The following is a 15,403-nucleotide window of genomic DNA, read 5'->3' as shown; positions in this document are numbered from 1 at the left end:
TTTCCTTAGTCAGTGGGTGCTGGCGATGGCAATGGCCTCGCCGTCGCGGTCTTCCAGCCGCTGGGAGCGGTCCGCGATGAAGAAATACACAGCTGCTGCGATCCCTGCCGCAAAGAACCACGCGAAGGGTGCCGCTGCCGCCAGCGCCGGGACAAACGCAATCAACAGCGCCACGGCGGCTGCCGGCACCATGGCGATGATGGCGCGGGGGTTCACGCCGTTCCTGTAGTAGTAGGTTCCGGCCGGCGAGGCAGTGTAGAGCTCCGGAACGTTGACCCTGCCGCGGCGGATCAGCCAGTAGTCAGCCATAACGACGCCGAACAGCGGGCCGAGGAGGGCACCGAGGCCGCCCAGGAAGTACACGATGACCAAGGGGTTGTTGTAGAGGTTCCAAGGCAGGATGACCAGGCCTATAACGGCGCTGACGATGGCCGCCTTGCGGAAGTTCAGCCGCTTGGGGAACAGGTTGGTCAGGGCGTAGACGGGGGCCACGAAGTTCGCCATGAGATTAACCGCGATGGTCAGGATCAGCAGGGCGAGGCAGGCCAGCACAAGGAAAAATGTATTGGGAATGGTCTGGACGATGTCGGACGGGCTTTGGATGATGGTGCCGTTGATTTTGAACTGCCCTCCGGCCATCACCACGACGATGGCGCCGAAGACGAGCATGTTGATGGGGATGCCCCAAAAATTTCCGCGCACAACAGCCTTTTTCGAGACGGCGGAGCGGGTGAAGTCGCAGAAGTTCAGGACAAAGGTGCCGTAGATGGAAACCCATAGGGAGCCGCCGGCAAAGATGGTGAGCCACATCTCGGGCCCTTCGAGGGCGTTGTTGGAGGACCACGCGATGGCACCGCCGGCCTCGATGAATATCCAGACGGCGATGGCTGCCATGGTGGCCAGGATGACGGGACCGGCGAACGCCTCGTACTTGCGGATCATTTCCATGCCGAAACTGACGATGACCAGCTGGACGACCCACAGGATGACGAACGCAATCCAGCCCAGGGTGGAGAGGCCCAGTATGGAGTCCTTGTCCATGGCGGCAAGGGGCGGAAACATCGCTACAAGCATGACGCGGAAGACGACCGAGGCGAGGTAGGTCTGGATGCCGAACCAGGCAATGGCCACCGCGCCGCGCAGGAGGGCGGCGATTTGGGCGCCCCTGATCCCGAAACTGATCCGGCTCATCACCGGGAACGGAACGCCGGTTTTCACGCCCATGAAGCCGGATAGATTCAGGAGGCCGAACAGCAGTGCTGCACCGATGCCGAGTGCCAGGAGGATCTGCCATCCCCCCAGGCCCAGGGCGAAGAGCCCAATGGCGAAGGCATAGTTGCCCAGGCTGTGCACGTCGTTGGCCCAGAGGGTGAAGATGCTGTAGCCCGACCAGCTGCGGCCGGCGCGCTTAGTGGGAGCAAGATCTACGTTATAAAGGGTGGGGCTGATGGCTTGGCCGGATGCTGCGCTGGCTGAGTCGCAGAGAGCTTCAACGCTAAGGGAAGGGTGGGCGGAGGCAACTGACGGCGCTGTCAGGTGTGGAGCTGCGTCGACGCCGACCGGCGGAGGGGTCTGCATAAGGGTCTCAATTCTGGGAGGATCCGCAGTGGTAAGGACGGCGCTAGGGGCCAGTCTTCTATTCCACATTGCGGAATCGAGATATTGAATGGTGAAATAAGAGTATGACCTGGGTCACCCTTGGTCAAGATGCCCCGACCTCCGCGCCGGTCACAATTGGTTGGCAGCGGTTCTTTGTTATCCGCGCGGCATTGGGAGGCCCTGTCGTGTTGACCGCGCATCCCCAACCGTCCTAATCTCGTATTGCAAGATTGTTTTCTCACAATATGAAAACAAGGGCCATTCGATGATGAAATGAGGCTCCCGTGGCTGCAGGAGAAGATACCTCCCATATCCTCAGCGGGTTGACTAACCAGCTGCCTGATCGTGATCCGGAAGAGACCGCCGAGTGGGTTGAGTCCCTGGATTCGTTGATCAGGGAACAGGGTACCGAGCGTGCCCAATACATCATGCGGAGCCTGTTGCAGCGTGCCGGTGCGCAGAGCGTCGGGGTGCCGATGGTGACCACTACCGATTATGTGAACACGATCCCGGTGGACCAGGAAGCGGAGTTCCCGGGCAATGAGGAGTTCGAGCGCCGCTACCGGGCGTACATGCGCTGGAACGCTGCGGTGATGGTCCACCGTGCGCAGCGGGCGAACATCGGCGTGGGCGGGCACATTTCCACCTACGCCGGGGCCGCGACCCTGTACGAGGTCGGGTTCAACCACTTCTTCCGCGGCAAGGACCACCCCGGCGGCGGGGACCAGGTCTTCTTCCAGGGCCACGCCTCCCCCGGCATGTACGCCAGGGCGTTTATGGAAGGCCGGCTTTCGGAGGAGGACCTGGACGGGTTCCGGCAGGAAAAGTCCCGGGCCGGGCACGCCCTGTCCTCCTACCCGCACCCGCGCCTGATGCCGGACTTCTGGGAATTCCCCACCGTGTCCATGGGCATCGGGCCGATGAACGCGATCTACCAGGCCCAGTCCAACCGGTACCTGCACAACCGGGGCCTGAAGGACACCAGTGACCAGCAGGTCTGGGCGTTCCTGGGCGATGGGGAAATGGACGAGCCCGAATCCCGCGGCCTGCTCCAGCTCGCCGCGAACGAGAACCTGGACAACCTGAACTTCGTGATCAACTGCAACCTTCAGCGCCTGGACGGGCCGGTGCGCGGTAACGGCAAGATCATGCAGGAACTCGAAGCGTTCTTCCGCGGCGCGGGCTGGAACGTGATCAAGGTCGTCTGGGGCCGGGAATGGGATGACCTGCTCACCAAGGACACCGACGGGTCGCTGGTGAAGATCATGAACGAAACCCCTGACGGGGACTACCAGACCTACAAGGCCGAATCCGGCGGGTTCGTCCGCGAACACTTCTTCGGCAAGGACCCCGCCACCAAGGACCTGGTCGCGGACCTGACCGATGACCAGATCTGGAACCTCAAACGCGGCGGCCACGACTACCGCAAGGTCTACGCCGCGTACAAGGCAGCGACTGAGTTCAAGGGCAAACCCACCGTCATCCTCGCCAAAACCGTCAAGGGCTACGGCCTCGGACCCCACTTCGAGGGCCGCAACGCGACCCACCAGATGAAGAAACTCACCCTCGATGACCTGAAGAAGTTCCGCGACCACCTGCGGATCCCCATCACGGATGACCAGCTCGACAAAGACCTGTACCAGCCCCCGTACTACCACCCCGGCATGGACGCGCCGGAGATCCAGTACATGATGGAACGCCGCGCCGCCCTGGGTGGCTCGGTCCCCGAACGCCGGTCCAAGCACGCCGAAATCACCCTCCCGGACGCGAAGTCCTACGAGGTCGCCAAGCGCGGCACGGGCAAGCAGCAGGCCGCCACCACCATGGCCTTCGTGCGTTTGCTCAAGGACCTCATCAGGGACAAAAAGTTCGGGCACCGGATTGTGCCCATTGTTCCGGACGAATCCCGCACGTTCGGGATGGACGCGTTCTTCCCCACCGCGAAGATCTACAACCCCAAGGGCCAGAACTACCTCTCCGTGGACCGGGACCTGGTCCTGGCCTACAAGGAATCCCCCGCAGGCCAGCTGATCCACCCCGGCATCAACGAAGCCGGCGCCGTCGCAGCGTTCACCGCCGCCGGCACCGCGTACGCCACCCACGGCGTGCCCCTGGTCCCGGTCTACGTGTTCTACTCCATGTTCGGCTTCCAACGCACCGGCGACGCGTTCTGGGCAGCAGCAGACCAAATGACCCGCGGGTTCATCATCGGCGCCACCGCAGGACGGACCACCCTCACCGGCGAAGGCCTCCAGCACGCCGACGGCCACTCCCCCCTCCTTGCCTCCACCAACCCCGCCGTGGTCACCTACGACCCCGCCTACGGCTACGAAATGGGCCACATCATCCGTCACGGCCTCGAACGCATGTACGGGCCGGAATCAGATGACCGGAACCTGATGTACTACCTCACGGTCTACAACGAACCCATCACCCAGCCGGCCGAACCCGAAGAACTCGACGTCGAAGGTGTCCTCAAGGGCATCTACCTGCTCAACCCGGCGAAAGCCGAAGGACTGAGGCAAGATAGTCCCCGGACCCAGATCCTCGCCTCCGGCGTCTCCGTGCCCTGGGCCATGGAAGCCCAGCAGCTCCTGGCCGATGACTGGGGCGTCTCCGCAGACGTCTGGTCCGTGACCTCCTGGAACGAACTGCGCCGCGACGGCATGGCGGCCGAAGAAGAAGCCTTCCTCAACCCCGGCCAGCCCGCCCGCGTCCCCTTCGTCACCAAACAACTCGAAGGCGCCACCGGACCCGTCGTCGCCGTCTCGGACTACATGAAAGCCGTCCCGGACCAGATCCGCCAATTCGTCCCCAACGAATTCGCCACCCTCGGCGCCGACGGCTTCGGCTTCTCCGACACCCGCGCCGCAGCCCGCCGCTTCTTCAAAAACGACATCCACTCCATCGTGGTGAAAGCCCTGCAGATGCTCGCGGCAAGGGGCGAAGTGGAGGAGGGTGCACCGCAGTACGCGATGGACCGCTACAAGCTCCTGGACGTGAACGCCGGCACTACCGGCGGGGCGGGCGGCGACGCCTGACCTGCAGCGCCGCGCGGCGGGCAGGGCCGGCCCCCGGGCTTTGGTTGCGCGAAGGGCTACCGGCCCTCCAGTCCGGCTTCCAGCAGCTCCTCAAGTCCCCGCTTGAAGCCGGAGCGTCCGCCATGGGACGGGTGCCGCACCTTCGGCGCGCTATAGCCGCTGGAAAGCAGGGCGCGGTGTGCCACGTTGCCCACTGCCACCACGGTTTTGATGCCGAAGAGTTCTGTCAGCGCCTGCCGGAACGGGATTCCCAGCCTGGCCTCGACTGTCCGGGGCGTGCGGTTGGACTGGGGGTCCCCTGGCACATGGGTATGGAAGGGGCAGGCGCTCCAGAGCAGTGGAAGGAACTTCAGTTCCGCCAGGACCTCCCACATCACCGTTGCGGTAGGCTCCGCCGCCACTCCGGCAGCCTCCGGAGGCAGTGTGTAGCCCTTGCCCGGCCCGAACACGCCGAAACTGTTGGCCGGCCCCTGAAGCATTGTGCGGTTGGTGAAGGGGATCCCGGTGATCCTCATGCCGCGAAAACCCGGCGCCTCGCCGAGGAGCAGCACCCTTGGGGAACACTCCAGCATCTCCTGGAGGTAAAGCTCCAGGTTGCGCCGGCGCTGGGCATTAGCAGGTTCCCGGTGGTCAAGGAAGTTGTTGAGCCCGGGTCCTGACGGAACAATGGACAGCCGCTCCACAAAGGTGCTGACGGAAGTTGCCACCATTCGCCCTCCCATTTCCCGTCAGGAATAAGCCCTGCGGGTTACCAGCGCGGGTGGATGGCCTCGCGGAAGTAGTGGTCGTAGATCCAGCGGACTCCACTGTCGAAGTCTTCACCAACAGCGATACCGGCGGCAGCGGCGTTGGCCGTCGCCTGCTCTATGTTGCGCGCGCCGGGAATCACGGTGGTAACGCCGTCCTGAGCGGCAATCCAGGCGATGGCGGCCTGTGCCGTGGTGGCGCCGGCAGGGACCAGTTGCTGGAACTCTGCCACGGCCTTCAGCCCGAGTTCGTAGTCCACCCCGGAGAACGTCTCGCCGACGTCGAAAGAGTCACCATTGCGGTTGTAGTTCCGGTGGTCGTTTTCCGCGAAGGTAGTCTCCTTGGTGTACTTGCCGGAGAGCAGACCCGAAGCGAGCGGGACACGGGCGATGATGCCCACGTTCGCCGCCTTCGCGGCGGGAAGCACCTCGTCGAGTGGCTTGAGGCGGAACGCGTTCAGGATGATCTGCACGGAGGAGGTGCCTTCGTGGCGGATCGCTTCCATTGCCTCATCCGTGCGCTCAACACTGACGCCGTAGTTGCGGATGGCGCCTTCTGACACCAGGGTGTCCAGGGCGTCGTAGACTTCGCTGCTGCTGAAAATTGGGGTGGGCGGGCAGTGCAGCTGGACCAGGTCCAGCGTGTCCGTTCCCAGGTTCTTCCGCGAGCGGTCCACCCACTGCCGGAAGTTGGCCAGGCTGTAATTTTCCGGCTGCTGGTCCACGCGCCGGCCCATCTTGGTGGCCACCGTGATGTCCAGCCCGGGGTTATCCGCGAGGAACTTCCCGATGGCCTGCTCGCTCTTGCCGTCACCGTAAACGTCGGCGGTGTCAAAGAAGTTCACTCCCGCCTCGACCGACGCCGCCAAAATGGCTTGGGCCTGTGCCGGATCGACGGCGCCCCAGTCCCCGCCGAGCTGCCAGGTACCCAGTCCTACAGTGGACACGTTCCGTCCGGTCTTGCCTAAAATCCGCTGTTCCATCCCATGACTATATGGCGTGGAAACCCCAACACATGAAGTCGGCGTTGATCCATCTGCGGAAATCCCCCGCCGCCGGCGCTTTGTGGAAAAACGCTTTCCGGCGGCGTGTGTAAGCTTAATCACATCGGACAGGTGACGGGCATTCCGGCGGGGCCGCTGGCTCGCTGCCCGGAATCGGAGGTCTGCTTGGCGTGGAGGGCTGGTTCGTACGGGAGCGAGAAGCATGGACGGAATGAAGATAGTCGTCAATGGGCAGGCCCGCGATTGCAGTGGCACCAGTCCTCATACCAGGCTTCTTGATTGGCTGAGGGGAGAAGGCCTCACAGGCGCGAAGGAGGGTTGCGCCGAGGGAGAGTGCGGTGCCTGTGCGGTCCTGGTGGTGCGCCCGGATGGGCCCGGTCACAGCCGCTGGACATCCGTTAACGCGTGCCTGCCCCCTGCCCTTGCGTTCGACGGCCAAGAGATCATCACTGCTGAAGGTCTGGCCGGGACCGCCACTGGGCAGAACAAGGAAGGTCTCCATCCTGTCCAGCGCCAGATGGCAGACCGGGGCGGGTCCCAGTGCGGATACTGCACCCCCGGCTTCATTTGCTCCATGGCTGCCGAGTACTACCGCCCGGACCGGAGCCCCGCCGAGGCAACCAAAGGGACCGGCACTGACCTCGTTGGTGAAGAGCACGCCACTGACCACGAATGCGGTCCAAACGGTTTTGACCTGCATGCGCTCAGCGGAAACCTCTGCCGCTGTACCGGCTACAGGCCCATCAGGGATGCGGCCTACGCGCTCGGGCAGCCCCCCGAAGCAGATCTGTTGCGCACCCGGCAAAACCTGCCTGCGCCGCCGGCCATGCACACCCGAACAGACGGAGGGGCGCGGTTCCTGCGCCCCCGGACCCTTAACGAGGCGCTGCAAACGCTGCGCGAGAACTCCGGCGCGACGGTGGTGGCAGGTGCAACCGACCTTGGAGTTGAAATAAATCTTCGGCACGCCAGGCCTCCCCTGGTCCTCGCCATTGACCGCTTGGAAGAGCTGCGGCAGCTGACGCTCGGCTCCGGCCACATCGAGATCGGGGCTGCCCTGACGCTTTCGGAGGTTGAGCGCGGCCTCGGCGGTCGTGTACCCCTCCTGGGCCAGCTGTTTCCACAGTTCGCTTCCCGTTTGATCCGCAATGCAGCTACCTTCGGCGGGAACCTCTCCACCGGCTCCCCCATCGGCGACACCGCACCGGTACTCCTCGCACTGGATGCAACGGTTGTCCTGTCCTCGGCGGAGGAGGAACGTGAAGTGCCGCTCTCGGAGTTTTACACCGGGTACCGGCAGAGTGTCAGGAGGCCGGATGAGTTGCTCCTCGCAGTCCGGATACCCTTGCCGCTGGCTGAAAACACCGCGTTTTATAAAGTCGCCAAGCGGCGCTTTGATGACATCTCCAGCGTGTCAGTCGCCATTGCGCTGCAGGTTGTTGATGGCGTCGTGGCATCGGTCCGGATCGGGCTCGGCGGCGTGGCAGCCACGCCGATCCGGGCATTCGCAACCGAAGAGGCGCTGTCCGGCCAGCCGTGGACCCCTGGCACGGTGGCCCGGGCAGCTGCAGTAATGGCGGGTGAGGGAACACCTATCGATGACATGCGCGCGAGTGCCCTCTACCGCTCGGCCATGTTGGGGCAGGCCCTGCTGCGGTTCCAGGCAGGGAACGCTTCGGCACTGGAGGAGGCACGGTGAAGTCCTTGGCAGACCGTCCCGTCAACCCTGTTGTTGGGGTCGCGGTTTCCCATGAGAGCGCTGCGGCGCATGTAACCGGGACCGCCCTCTACACCGATGACCTTGCAGTCCACACCCGGAATGTCCTGCACGCGTGGCCCGTCCAGGCACCCCACGCCCACGCGCGGATCCTGGCCATGCAGACCCAGGAGGCACTTGAGGTTCCCGGCGTCGTGAAGGTCCTCACGGCGTCGGACGTTCCGGGCGTCAACGATGCCGGCGCCAAAAACGACGAACCGCTCTTCCCCAGCGAAGTCATGTTCTACGGCCACGCCGTGTGCTGGGTCCTCGCCGAAACACTGGAGGCGGCACGGCTGGGGGCGGAGGCAGTCAAAGTCGACTACGAACCCCTGCCGTCCCTCATGACGCTGTCCGAAGCCATGGAAGCCGGAAGCTTCCAGGGCCACCAGCCCACCATCTCCCGCGGGGATCCGGCGCAGGCCCTGGAAAGCTCCCTCCACCGGTTCACGGGCGAGTTCGAGTTCAGCGGCCAGGAGCACTTCTACCTTGAAACCCATGCGTCCTTTGCGCACATCGACGACGGCGGGCAGGTCTTTGTGCAGTCCAGCACCCAGCATCCCTCCGAGACACAGGAAATCGTGGCGCACGTGCTGGGCCTGCATAACCATGAGGTAACTGTGCAGTGCCTTCGGATGGGCGGAGGCTTCGGTGGCAAAGAGATGCAGCCGCACGGATTCGCGGCAGTCGCGGCGCTGGGTGCCATCCTGACCGGACGCCCCGTCCGCCTCCGCCTCAACCGGACCCAGGACATCACCATGACCGGCAAGCGCCATCCATTCCACGCGCGCTGGGAAGCAGGATTCGGCCCGGACGGCCGCCTCCAGGCACTCAAAGCCACCCTCACCAGCGACGGAGGCTGGAGCCTGGACCTCTCGGAGCCCGTTCTGGCGAGGGCGCTGTGCCATATTGACAACGCGTACTACATCCCCAACATCGAGGTCCACGGGCGCGTCGCCAGGACGAACAAAACATCCCAGACAGCCTTCCGCGGGTTCGGCGGCCCGCAGGGGATGCTCGTGATCGAGGACCTGCTGGGCCGCTGCGCACCCCTGCTGGGCCTGGATCCGGCCGAGCTTCGCCGCCGCAACTTTTACCAGCCCGGGCAGACTACACCCTACGGGCAGCCGGTGCGCCACGCGGAACGGCTGCTGGCCGTCTGGGACACGCTGCTGGACCGCGCTGACGTGGAACGGCGGCGGGCGGATATCACCGTATTCAATGCAGCTCACCCCGCCACCAGACGGGCGCTGGCGATAACACCCGTGAAGTTCGGCATCTCCTTCAACCTCACTGCGTTCAACCAGGCCGGCGCATTGGTCCATGTGTATAAGGACGGGTCCGTGCTCATCAACCACGGTGGCACCGAGATGGGGCAGGGCCTGCACACCAAGATGCGCCAGGTAGCGGCCACCGCACTGGGTGTGCCCCTCTCGTTCATCCGGCTCGCTCCTACCCGCACCGACAAAGTCCCCAACACCTCGGCCACGGCCGCAAGCTCGGGCGCGGACCTCAATGGCGGGGCAGTGAAGAACGCCTGCGAACAGATAAGTGCCCGGCTGGCTGACGTGGCAGCCAGGAGGCTCAACATCCACCCGGACGATGTACGGTTCGACGACGGAAAGGTAACGGGCATCGGGTTCCACGACCGCTGGCTCAGCTTCGCCGAAGTGGTCCACGACGCCTACTTCCAGCGCGTCCAGCTATGGGCAGCAGGGTACTACCGGACCGAGGGACTGCACTGGGACAGCGCCCGGATGCAGGGTGAGCCTTTCAAATACTTCAGCTACGGGGCAGCGGTAACTGAAGTGGAGGTGGACCGTTTCACCGGCACCTACCGCCAGTTGCGCGCTGACATCGTGCATGACGTCGGCGACAGCCTCTCGCCAATGATCGACGTTGGCCAGATTGAAGGCGGCTTTGTGCAGGGCGCGGGGTGGTTGACCCTTGAGGACCTGCGGTGGGATGTATCCGACGGCGCGACGCGGGGACGGCTGGCCACCGCATCAGCCAGCACCTATAAACTGCCGAGCTTCTCCGAAATGCCGGAGCAATTCAATGTCCACCTCTTCGAACGTGCCACTGAAAGCGGCGTCGTCTACGGTTCCAAAGCCGTAGGTGAGCCTCCGCTCATGCTGGCAATCAGCGTTCGCGAGGCACTCCGCGCCGCTGTCGCAGCCTTCGGCCCGCCTGGCAGCTCGGTAGCGCTGGGCAGCCCCGCAACCCCGGAAGAAGTGTTTTGGGCGCTCGAACGGATAACCGCTCCGTTCCATGACACACCCGACGGCGACGCCCTCCGGCCGCCGGTCCCGACGTCAGCGCTGTGACATGGACTGGTTGGAAGCCCTGCAGTACTTGAGGACCGCAAGCCTGCCTGGGGTCCTGGCCACGGTGTCCGAAGTGCGTGGCCACGCACCCCGGGAGGCGGGCGCCAAAATGGTTGTCGGGGCAGACTCCACCTGGGGCAGCATCGGCGGAGGCAATCTCGAGGCAACGGTGGTGGATCAAGCCCGCGACATGATGGCCCGGGGTATCTCCGCGCCCCAAAACGCCGAGTTCTCGCTTAGTGAGCATGCCCCCGCGCAGCACGGCCGGCAGTGCTGCGGAGGAAAAGTCCGGGTGCTGCTGGAGCCCTTCCTGTCCCTTCCCACCGTGGCGGTCTTCGGCGTGGGGCATGTGGGATATGAACTCGGCCGCATCCTGTCACGGATGCCAATGACCCTGTATCTGGTGGACAGCCGCGGGGAGCAGCTCGACGCCGACCGGCTGGCGGACGTGGCTTCTGGTGTCGCGGACGTGCGTGCCGTGCACACACCGGTTCCGGATTCGTTCCTTCGGGAGCTGCCCGCCGGCGCCCACGTATTCATCATGAGCCACGACCACTCCGAGGACTTCCTTCTGTGTGATGCGGCCCTGCGCCGCGGAGACCTGGGAAGCGTGGGGCTGATCGGCTCACGGGCCAAGTGGCTTCGCTTCCGGCAAAAGCTGGGGGCGGAAGGTTTTACTGATGCAGAGATTGACCGGATCCAATGCCCGATCGGCTTACCAGATATACCGGGCAAGCACCCGGCTGTCATTGCTGTGAGCGCGGCGGCGGCGCTGCTGCGCGGGCTTCCTTCAGCCCAGCGACGGTAGGCAGCACAAGGAGCAGGATCCGCGCAATTACATGGAGCGCGGGCGCCCGAAGACAGGCAGGCCGCGCAGCCAGTTCGAGAAGCCCCGGCCCCGCCGGTCGCAGTCAGCCGGAATATGAAAGTCCGGGTCCGTGCCTCCATATGGGTGGTACAACTCCTGGCCAACCGCCGGAAACTCCATCGAGCCGTTCTTGTCCTGCAGGTCCATCTCGCCCTCCTTCATGCTGTCGTTTCATATTATGGAAAATACTTATCGTTCAGTGGAAAGCGTAGAACGCTCAAGCTATGCCGTCAAGGGTGCGCGCCCGCCGGCTGAAGGCGGCCCAGGCTTGCCCGCAGTCACAAACCGAATTTTGAACCTGTGATGTACACCACCGGATTCCGGAGGTACGCTGGTTGTCAATTCGTGGCGCAGGTCACGTAACCTGGGAGCAGCAGGCAGGGTCGTAATGAGCTGACATCTATTGATGTCGGCTCTTTTTTGTGGGCCGACGGTACAAGAAACGTGCGGGAAACGCGCGCTTAATTTCTATGCGGGACTGTGGTCCCACATACCTGAAGTTGGGAATCTGACCATGAGCAGCAAAATCATCCTCGGCGAAAACCAGTACGGAAAGGCCGAAGTCCGGGTCGTCAAGATCACCCGCGACAGCGACCGCCACGAAATCGAAGACCTCAACGTCACCTCGCAGCTGCGTGGTGATTTTTCGGCCGCACACCTCGAGGGCGACAACGCCCACGTGGTGGCCACCGACACCCAGAAGAACACCATCTATGCTTTCGCCCGCGACGGTGTCGGTTCCCCCGAGGCGTTCCTGCTTCGGCTCGGCGAGCACTTCACCTCCAGCTTCGACTGGGTGACCGGCGGCCGCTGGGAGGCCGAGTCCTACAGCTGGGACCGAATCCAGGCCCACGGCGCCGGGCATGACCACTCCTTCGTGCGCAACGGCCAGGAAGTCCGCACAGCCGTCCTGGTCCGCGACGGCGCCACCACCCACCTGATCTCCGGACTCAAGGACCTGACCGTCCTGAAGTCCACCCAGTCCGGCTTCGTGGGCTACCCGAAGGACAGGTACACCACCCTGCAGGAGACCACCGACCGCATCCTGGCCACCGACGTCTCGGCACGCTGGCGCTTCAAGACCGGAACCGACTTCAGCGCGATGGACTTCAACAAGAGCTACGAGGACGTCAGGGGACTCTTGCTCGAAGGCTTCACCGAGAAGTACTCCCACGCCCTGCAGCAAACCCTGTTTGACATGGGCACCAAAGTATTGGAGGCCCACAGCGAGATCGACGAGATCAAGTTCTCCATGCCCAACAAGCACCACTTCCTCGTGGACCTCTCACCCTTCGGCCTCGACAACCCCAATGAGGTCTTCTACGCGGCGGACCGTCCCTACGGCCTGATCGAGGCTACCGTCCAGCGGGAAGACGCAGCCGCAGCTCCCGCTGCCTGGTCCGGCATCGCCGGCTTCTGCTAAAGCTCAAGCGCCACCCGTTACACCGCCCGGAGTTTTTACCACCTCGACAAAAGCTCCGGGCTTTCATCCAAGCCTTTCAGCAACACACCGTTAGCCAGACAACGTTAGCCAGACGAAGACGTCTGCCATGAACCAGAAAGTCTGCCATGAACACCAAAAACCCCTTCAAAGGCGCCTCCAGACAACACAGTAAGCGCGCCGTTTCCAACAGGCCCGAAGATGAGCGCCTGTCCGTAGGAAGCAGTTTCGCCTACGGCTTCCAACACGTCCTGACAATGTACGGCGGCATCATCGCTGTTCCGCTGATTGTGGGCCAGGCCGCCGGGCTGTCACCTGCGGACATCGGCATCCTGATCGCGGCCGCCCTCTTTATGGGCGGCCTGGCCACGCTGCTGCAGACCATCGGCGTCCCTTTCTTTGGCTCGCAACTGCCCCTGGTGCAGGGCGTATCGTTTGCCAGCGTTGCCACAATGGTCGCCATCGTCAGCGGCGGCGGCGGGCTCCCGGCAGTCTTCGGGGCAGTCATGGTCTCCGCGGCGATCGGCCTGCTGATTGCGCCGGTCTTTTCGAAAATCGTCAGGTTCTTTCCGCCGGTAGTGACCGGCACCGTCATCACCACCATTGGCCTGACCCTCATGCCGGTTGCCGCCAACTGGGCGATGGGCGGAAACCGGACCGCAGAGAACTACGGGAGTACGGCGAACATCGGCCTCGCCGCCGCCACCCTGGTGCTGGTCCTGCTCCTGAGCAAGGTGGGCAGCGCAACGCTTTCCCGCCTGTCCATCCTCCTGGCGATGGTGGGCGGCACCCTTATTGCCGTCATCACAGGCATGGCGGATTTTTCCAAGGTGGGCAACGGCCCCATCGTTGCCTTTCCAACCCCGTTCCACCTCGGCGCTCCGACCTTTGAAATCGCGGCCATCATCTCCATGGTGATCGTGGTGCTGGTGATCCTGACTGAAACCATGGCCGACATCCTCGCCGTAGGCGAAATCGTCGGGACCCGGACGGACTCCAAGCGGATTGCGGCAGGCTTGCGGGCAGACATGGGTTCGAGCCTGATCGCTCCTATTTTTGGCTCATTTACCCAAAGCGCCTTTGCCCAGAACGTGGGCCTGGTGGCTGTCACCAGGATCAAGAGCCGCTACGTAGTGGCGGCCGGTGGTGTGATCCTCGTACTGCTGGGTCTCCTGCCGGTCCTGGGCCGGGTCGTCGCCGCCGTGCCCACCGCCGTCCTTGGCGGTGCAGGCATCGTGCTCTTCGGCACGGTGGCAGCCAGCGGCATCAGGACGCTGGCAAAGGTGGAGTACCGGAACAACATGAACCTGATCATCGTGGCCGCCTCCATCGGGTTCGGCATGATTCCCATCGCCGCCCCCACCTTTTACGATCAGTTCCCGTCCTGGTTCAGCACCATCTTCCACTCCGGCATCAGCTCAGCAGCCGTGATGGCCATCCTGCTGAACCTGCTCTTCAACCACCTCAAGGCCGGCAACTCGGAAAACCAGTCGGTGTTTGTGGCCGGTACCGGGCGGGTGGTCCGGGAAGAGGACCTGAAATGCCTGGCGGACGGCGACCGCTTCGAGGGCGGCAAGCTCATCGACTGCGACGGCAAGGAAGTCCCGGTCCAGTCGTCCGAAAAGGCGTCAGAGCACTAGCACCGCAACAAAAGAACGACGGCGGCCCGCTTGAGGAAGGAGCGGGCCGCCGTCGTGCTCAGCATGGCGCGTCAGGTGCGGTTAAGCTCCAGGGAGATGGCCTCGGCCGCCTCGCGGAGCACGGGCACAGCCTGGTCGGCGAAGTTCCCGTCCACCCGTGACACCGGCCCGGAAACGGAAATCGCCGCGGGAGTGGGCGCGTTGGGCACGGCCATGGCGAAGCAGCGCACACCCAGCTCCTGCTCCTCCTCGTCAATGGAGTAGCCCCGTTCCCGGATGAGCTTGAGATCGGCCAGCAGGTCCTCGACATCTCCGATGCTCTTGGCCGTGGGGGTTGGCATCCCGGCACGGGTAACGATCCCGCGGACCGTGTCATCATCCAACTGGGCCAGGATGGCTTTGCCGACGCCGGTGGCATGGGTGTGGGCGCGCCGGCCCACCTCGGTGAACATCCGCATCGAGTGCAGCGACGGCACCTGCGCCACATAGATCACCATGTCCGAGTCGAGCACGGCCATGTTGGAGGTTTCCCCCAGCCGGTCCACCAGAGTCTTGAGCTGCGGGCGGGCCACGGCGCCAAGCTGCTTGTTGGCTCCTTCCCCCAGCCGGATGAGCCGCGGGCCCAGGGCATACCGCCGGTTCGGCAGCTGCCGGATGTAGCCCAGCGACACCAGTGTCCGGAGCAGCCGGTGGATCGTAGGCAGCGGCAGGTCCGTAGAGGAGGACAGTTCGCTAAGAGTGACGTCGCCGCCGGCGTCTGTGATCAGTTCCAGCAGTTCGAAGACGCGCTCAACGGATTGGACGCCACCTGCGGCTTTCTCAGCCATGTACCAGTCTCCTGTGGACTCGGATTCCGACAAGTCTTATCCGCATCGTGAAAAGAATTGCCCTAATGCTCTCAAGATACAGCACCTGTCTTATGGAAGCGATGACGAACCGGAAGGGGTTGTCTTTCCACTAAGTAGATAATAATATCCATAA

Annotated in this window: 11 protein-coding genes; 6 read left to right on the top strand and 5 right to left on the bottom strand. The window is 63.7% G+C overall.

The genetic code is table 11. The features are described 5' to 3' along the window. Nucleotides 1-9: 9 nt before the first annotated feature. A complete protein-coding gene (locus AC5RTE_RS10930) occupies nucleotides 10-1,578 on the bottom strand; it encodes an NCS1 family nucleobase:cation symporter-1 (protein ID WP_494041424.1) in 1,569 nt (522 codons plus the stop codon). 305 nt (nucleotides 1,579-1,883) lie between these two features. On the opposite strand from AC5RTE_RS10930, the gene aceE reads away from it, so the two are divergent. Further along, the gene (gene aceE / locus AC5RTE_RS10925) at nucleotides 1,884-4,640 is read left to right on the top strand and encodes a pyruvate dehydrogenase (acetyl-transferring), homodimeric type (protein ID WP_494041423.1); all 2,757 of its coding nucleotides are present in this window, start codon (nucleotides 1,884-1,886) and stop codon (nucleotides 4,638-4,640) included. Between the two features lie 56 nt (nucleotides 4,641-4,696). On the opposite strand, the gene AC5RTE_RS10920 is transcribed toward aceE, so the two are convergent. Together AC5RTE_RS10920 and AC5RTE_RS10915 are read right to left on the bottom strand one after the other, a co-directional pair. Further along, complete coding sequence (locus AC5RTE_RS10920; RefSeq protein ID WP_494041422.1) at nucleotides 4,697-5,350, bottom strand: uracil-DNA glycosylase; 654 nt, start codon at nucleotides 5,348-5,350, stop codon at nucleotides 4,697-4,699. Between the two features lie 38 nt (nucleotides 5,351-5,388). Then, nucleotides 5,389-6,369: an aldo/keto reductase gene (locus AC5RTE_RS10915; RefSeq protein WP_494041421.1), complete on the bottom strand. Its 981-nt coding sequence runs from the start codon at nucleotides 6,367-6,369 to the stop codon at nucleotides 5,389-5,391. 223 nt (nucleotides 6,370-6,592) lie between these two features. Between AC5RTE_RS10915 and AC5RTE_RS10910 the strand changes: the two genes are divergently transcribed. Genes AC5RTE_RS10910 through xdhC form a run of 3 tightly spaced genes read left to right on the top strand, consistent with a single transcriptional unit; the run spans nucleotide 6,593 to nucleotide 11,281 of the window. After that, complete coding sequence (locus AC5RTE_RS10910; RefSeq protein ID WP_494041420.1) at nucleotides 6,593-8,089, top strand: xanthine dehydrogenase small subunit; 1,497 nt, start codon at nucleotides 6,593-6,595, stop codon at nucleotides 8,087-8,089. Next, on the top strand, nucleotides 8,086-10,473 hold the full coding sequence (gene xdhB / locus AC5RTE_RS10905; RefSeq protein ID WP_494041419.1) for a xanthine dehydrogenase molybdopterin binding subunit: 2,388 nt from the start codon (nucleotides 8,086-8,088) through the stop codon (nucleotides 10,471-10,473). The genes AC5RTE_RS10910 and xdhB overlap by 4 nt, the downstream gene beginning before the upstream one ends. A 1-nt stretch (nucleotide 10,474) precedes the next feature. After that, entirely contained in the window at nucleotides 10,475-11,281 is an 807-nt protein-coding gene (gene xdhC / locus AC5RTE_RS10900; protein WP_494041418.1) for a xanthine dehydrogenase accessory protein XdhC, read from the top strand. A gap of 27 nt (nucleotides 11,282-11,308) precedes the next feature. Here xdhC and AC5RTE_RS10895 read toward each other — a convergent pair whose 3' ends face one another. Beyond that, entirely contained in the window at nucleotides 11,309-11,488 is a 180-nt protein-coding gene (locus AC5RTE_RS10895; RefSeq protein ID WP_494041417.1) for a hypothetical protein, read from the bottom strand. A gap of 367 nt (nucleotides 11,489-11,855) precedes the next feature. Between AC5RTE_RS10895 and pucL the strand changes: the two genes are divergently transcribed. Continuing rightward, nucleotides 11,856-12,764: a factor-independent urate hydroxylase gene (gene pucL / locus AC5RTE_RS10890; protein ID WP_494041416.1), complete on the top strand. Its 909-nt coding sequence runs from the start codon at nucleotides 11,856-11,858 to the stop codon at nucleotides 12,762-12,764. Between the two features lie 146 nt (nucleotides 12,765-12,910). Further along, a complete protein-coding gene (locus tag AC5RTE_RS10885) occupies nucleotides 12,911-14,422 on the top strand; it encodes a nucleobase:cation symporter-2 family protein (RefSeq protein ID WP_494041415.1) in 1,512 nt (503 codons plus the stop codon). A gap of 71 nt (nucleotides 14,423-14,493) precedes the next feature. Here the strand turns inward: AC5RTE_RS10885 and AC5RTE_RS10880 are convergent, their stop codons facing one another. Beyond that, nucleotides 14,494-15,249: an IclR family transcriptional regulator gene (locus AC5RTE_RS10880; protein ID WP_494041414.1), complete on the bottom strand. Its 756-nt coding sequence runs from the start codon at nucleotides 15,247-15,249 to the stop codon at nucleotides 14,494-14,496. Nucleotides 15,250-15,403 lie beyond the last annotated feature (154 nt).

The sequence above is a fragment of the Arthrobacter sp. K41 genome, from assembly GCF_059089645.1.
This window is presented reverse-complemented; position numbering and strand designations above follow the sequence as displayed.

Bases quoted from the DNA above. Each gene is read 5' to 3' on its own strand.
- AC5RTE_RS10895 (WP_494041417.1), bottom strand. From the start codon at position 11,488: ATGGACCTGCAGGACAAGAACGGCTCGATGGAGTTTCCGGCGGTTGGC.
- AC5RTE_RS10930 (WP_494041424.1), bottom strand. From the start codon at position 1,578: ATGCAGACCCCTCCGCCGGTCGGCGTCGACGCAGCTCCACACCTGACA.
- AC5RTE_RS10915 (WP_494041421.1), bottom strand. From the start codon at position 6,369: ATGGAACAGCGGATTTTAGGCAAGACCGGACGGAACGTGTCCACTGTA.
- AC5RTE_RS10920 (WP_494041422.1), bottom strand. From the start codon at position 5,350: ATGGTGGCAACTTCCGTCAGCACCTTTGTGGAGCGGCTGTCCATTGTT.
- AC5RTE_RS10880 (WP_494041414.1), bottom strand. From the start codon at position 15,249: ATGGCTGAGAAAGCCGCAGGTGGCGTCCAATCCGTTGAGCGCGTCTTC.
- xdhC (WP_494041418.1), top strand. From the start codon at position 10,475: ATGGACTGGTTGGAAGCCCTGCAGTACTTGAGGACCGCAAGCCTGCCT.
- AC5RTE_RS10885 (WP_494041415.1), top strand. From the start codon at position 12,911: ATGAACACCAAAAACCCCTTCAAAGGCGCCTCCAGACAACACAGTAAG.
- AC5RTE_RS10910 (WP_494041420.1), top strand. From the start codon at position 6,593: ATGGACGGAATGAAGATAGTCGTCAATGGGCAGGCCCGCGATTGCAGT.
- pucL (WP_494041416.1), top strand. From the start codon at position 11,856: ATGAGCAGCAAAATCATCCTCGGCGAAAACCAGTACGGAAAGGCCGAA.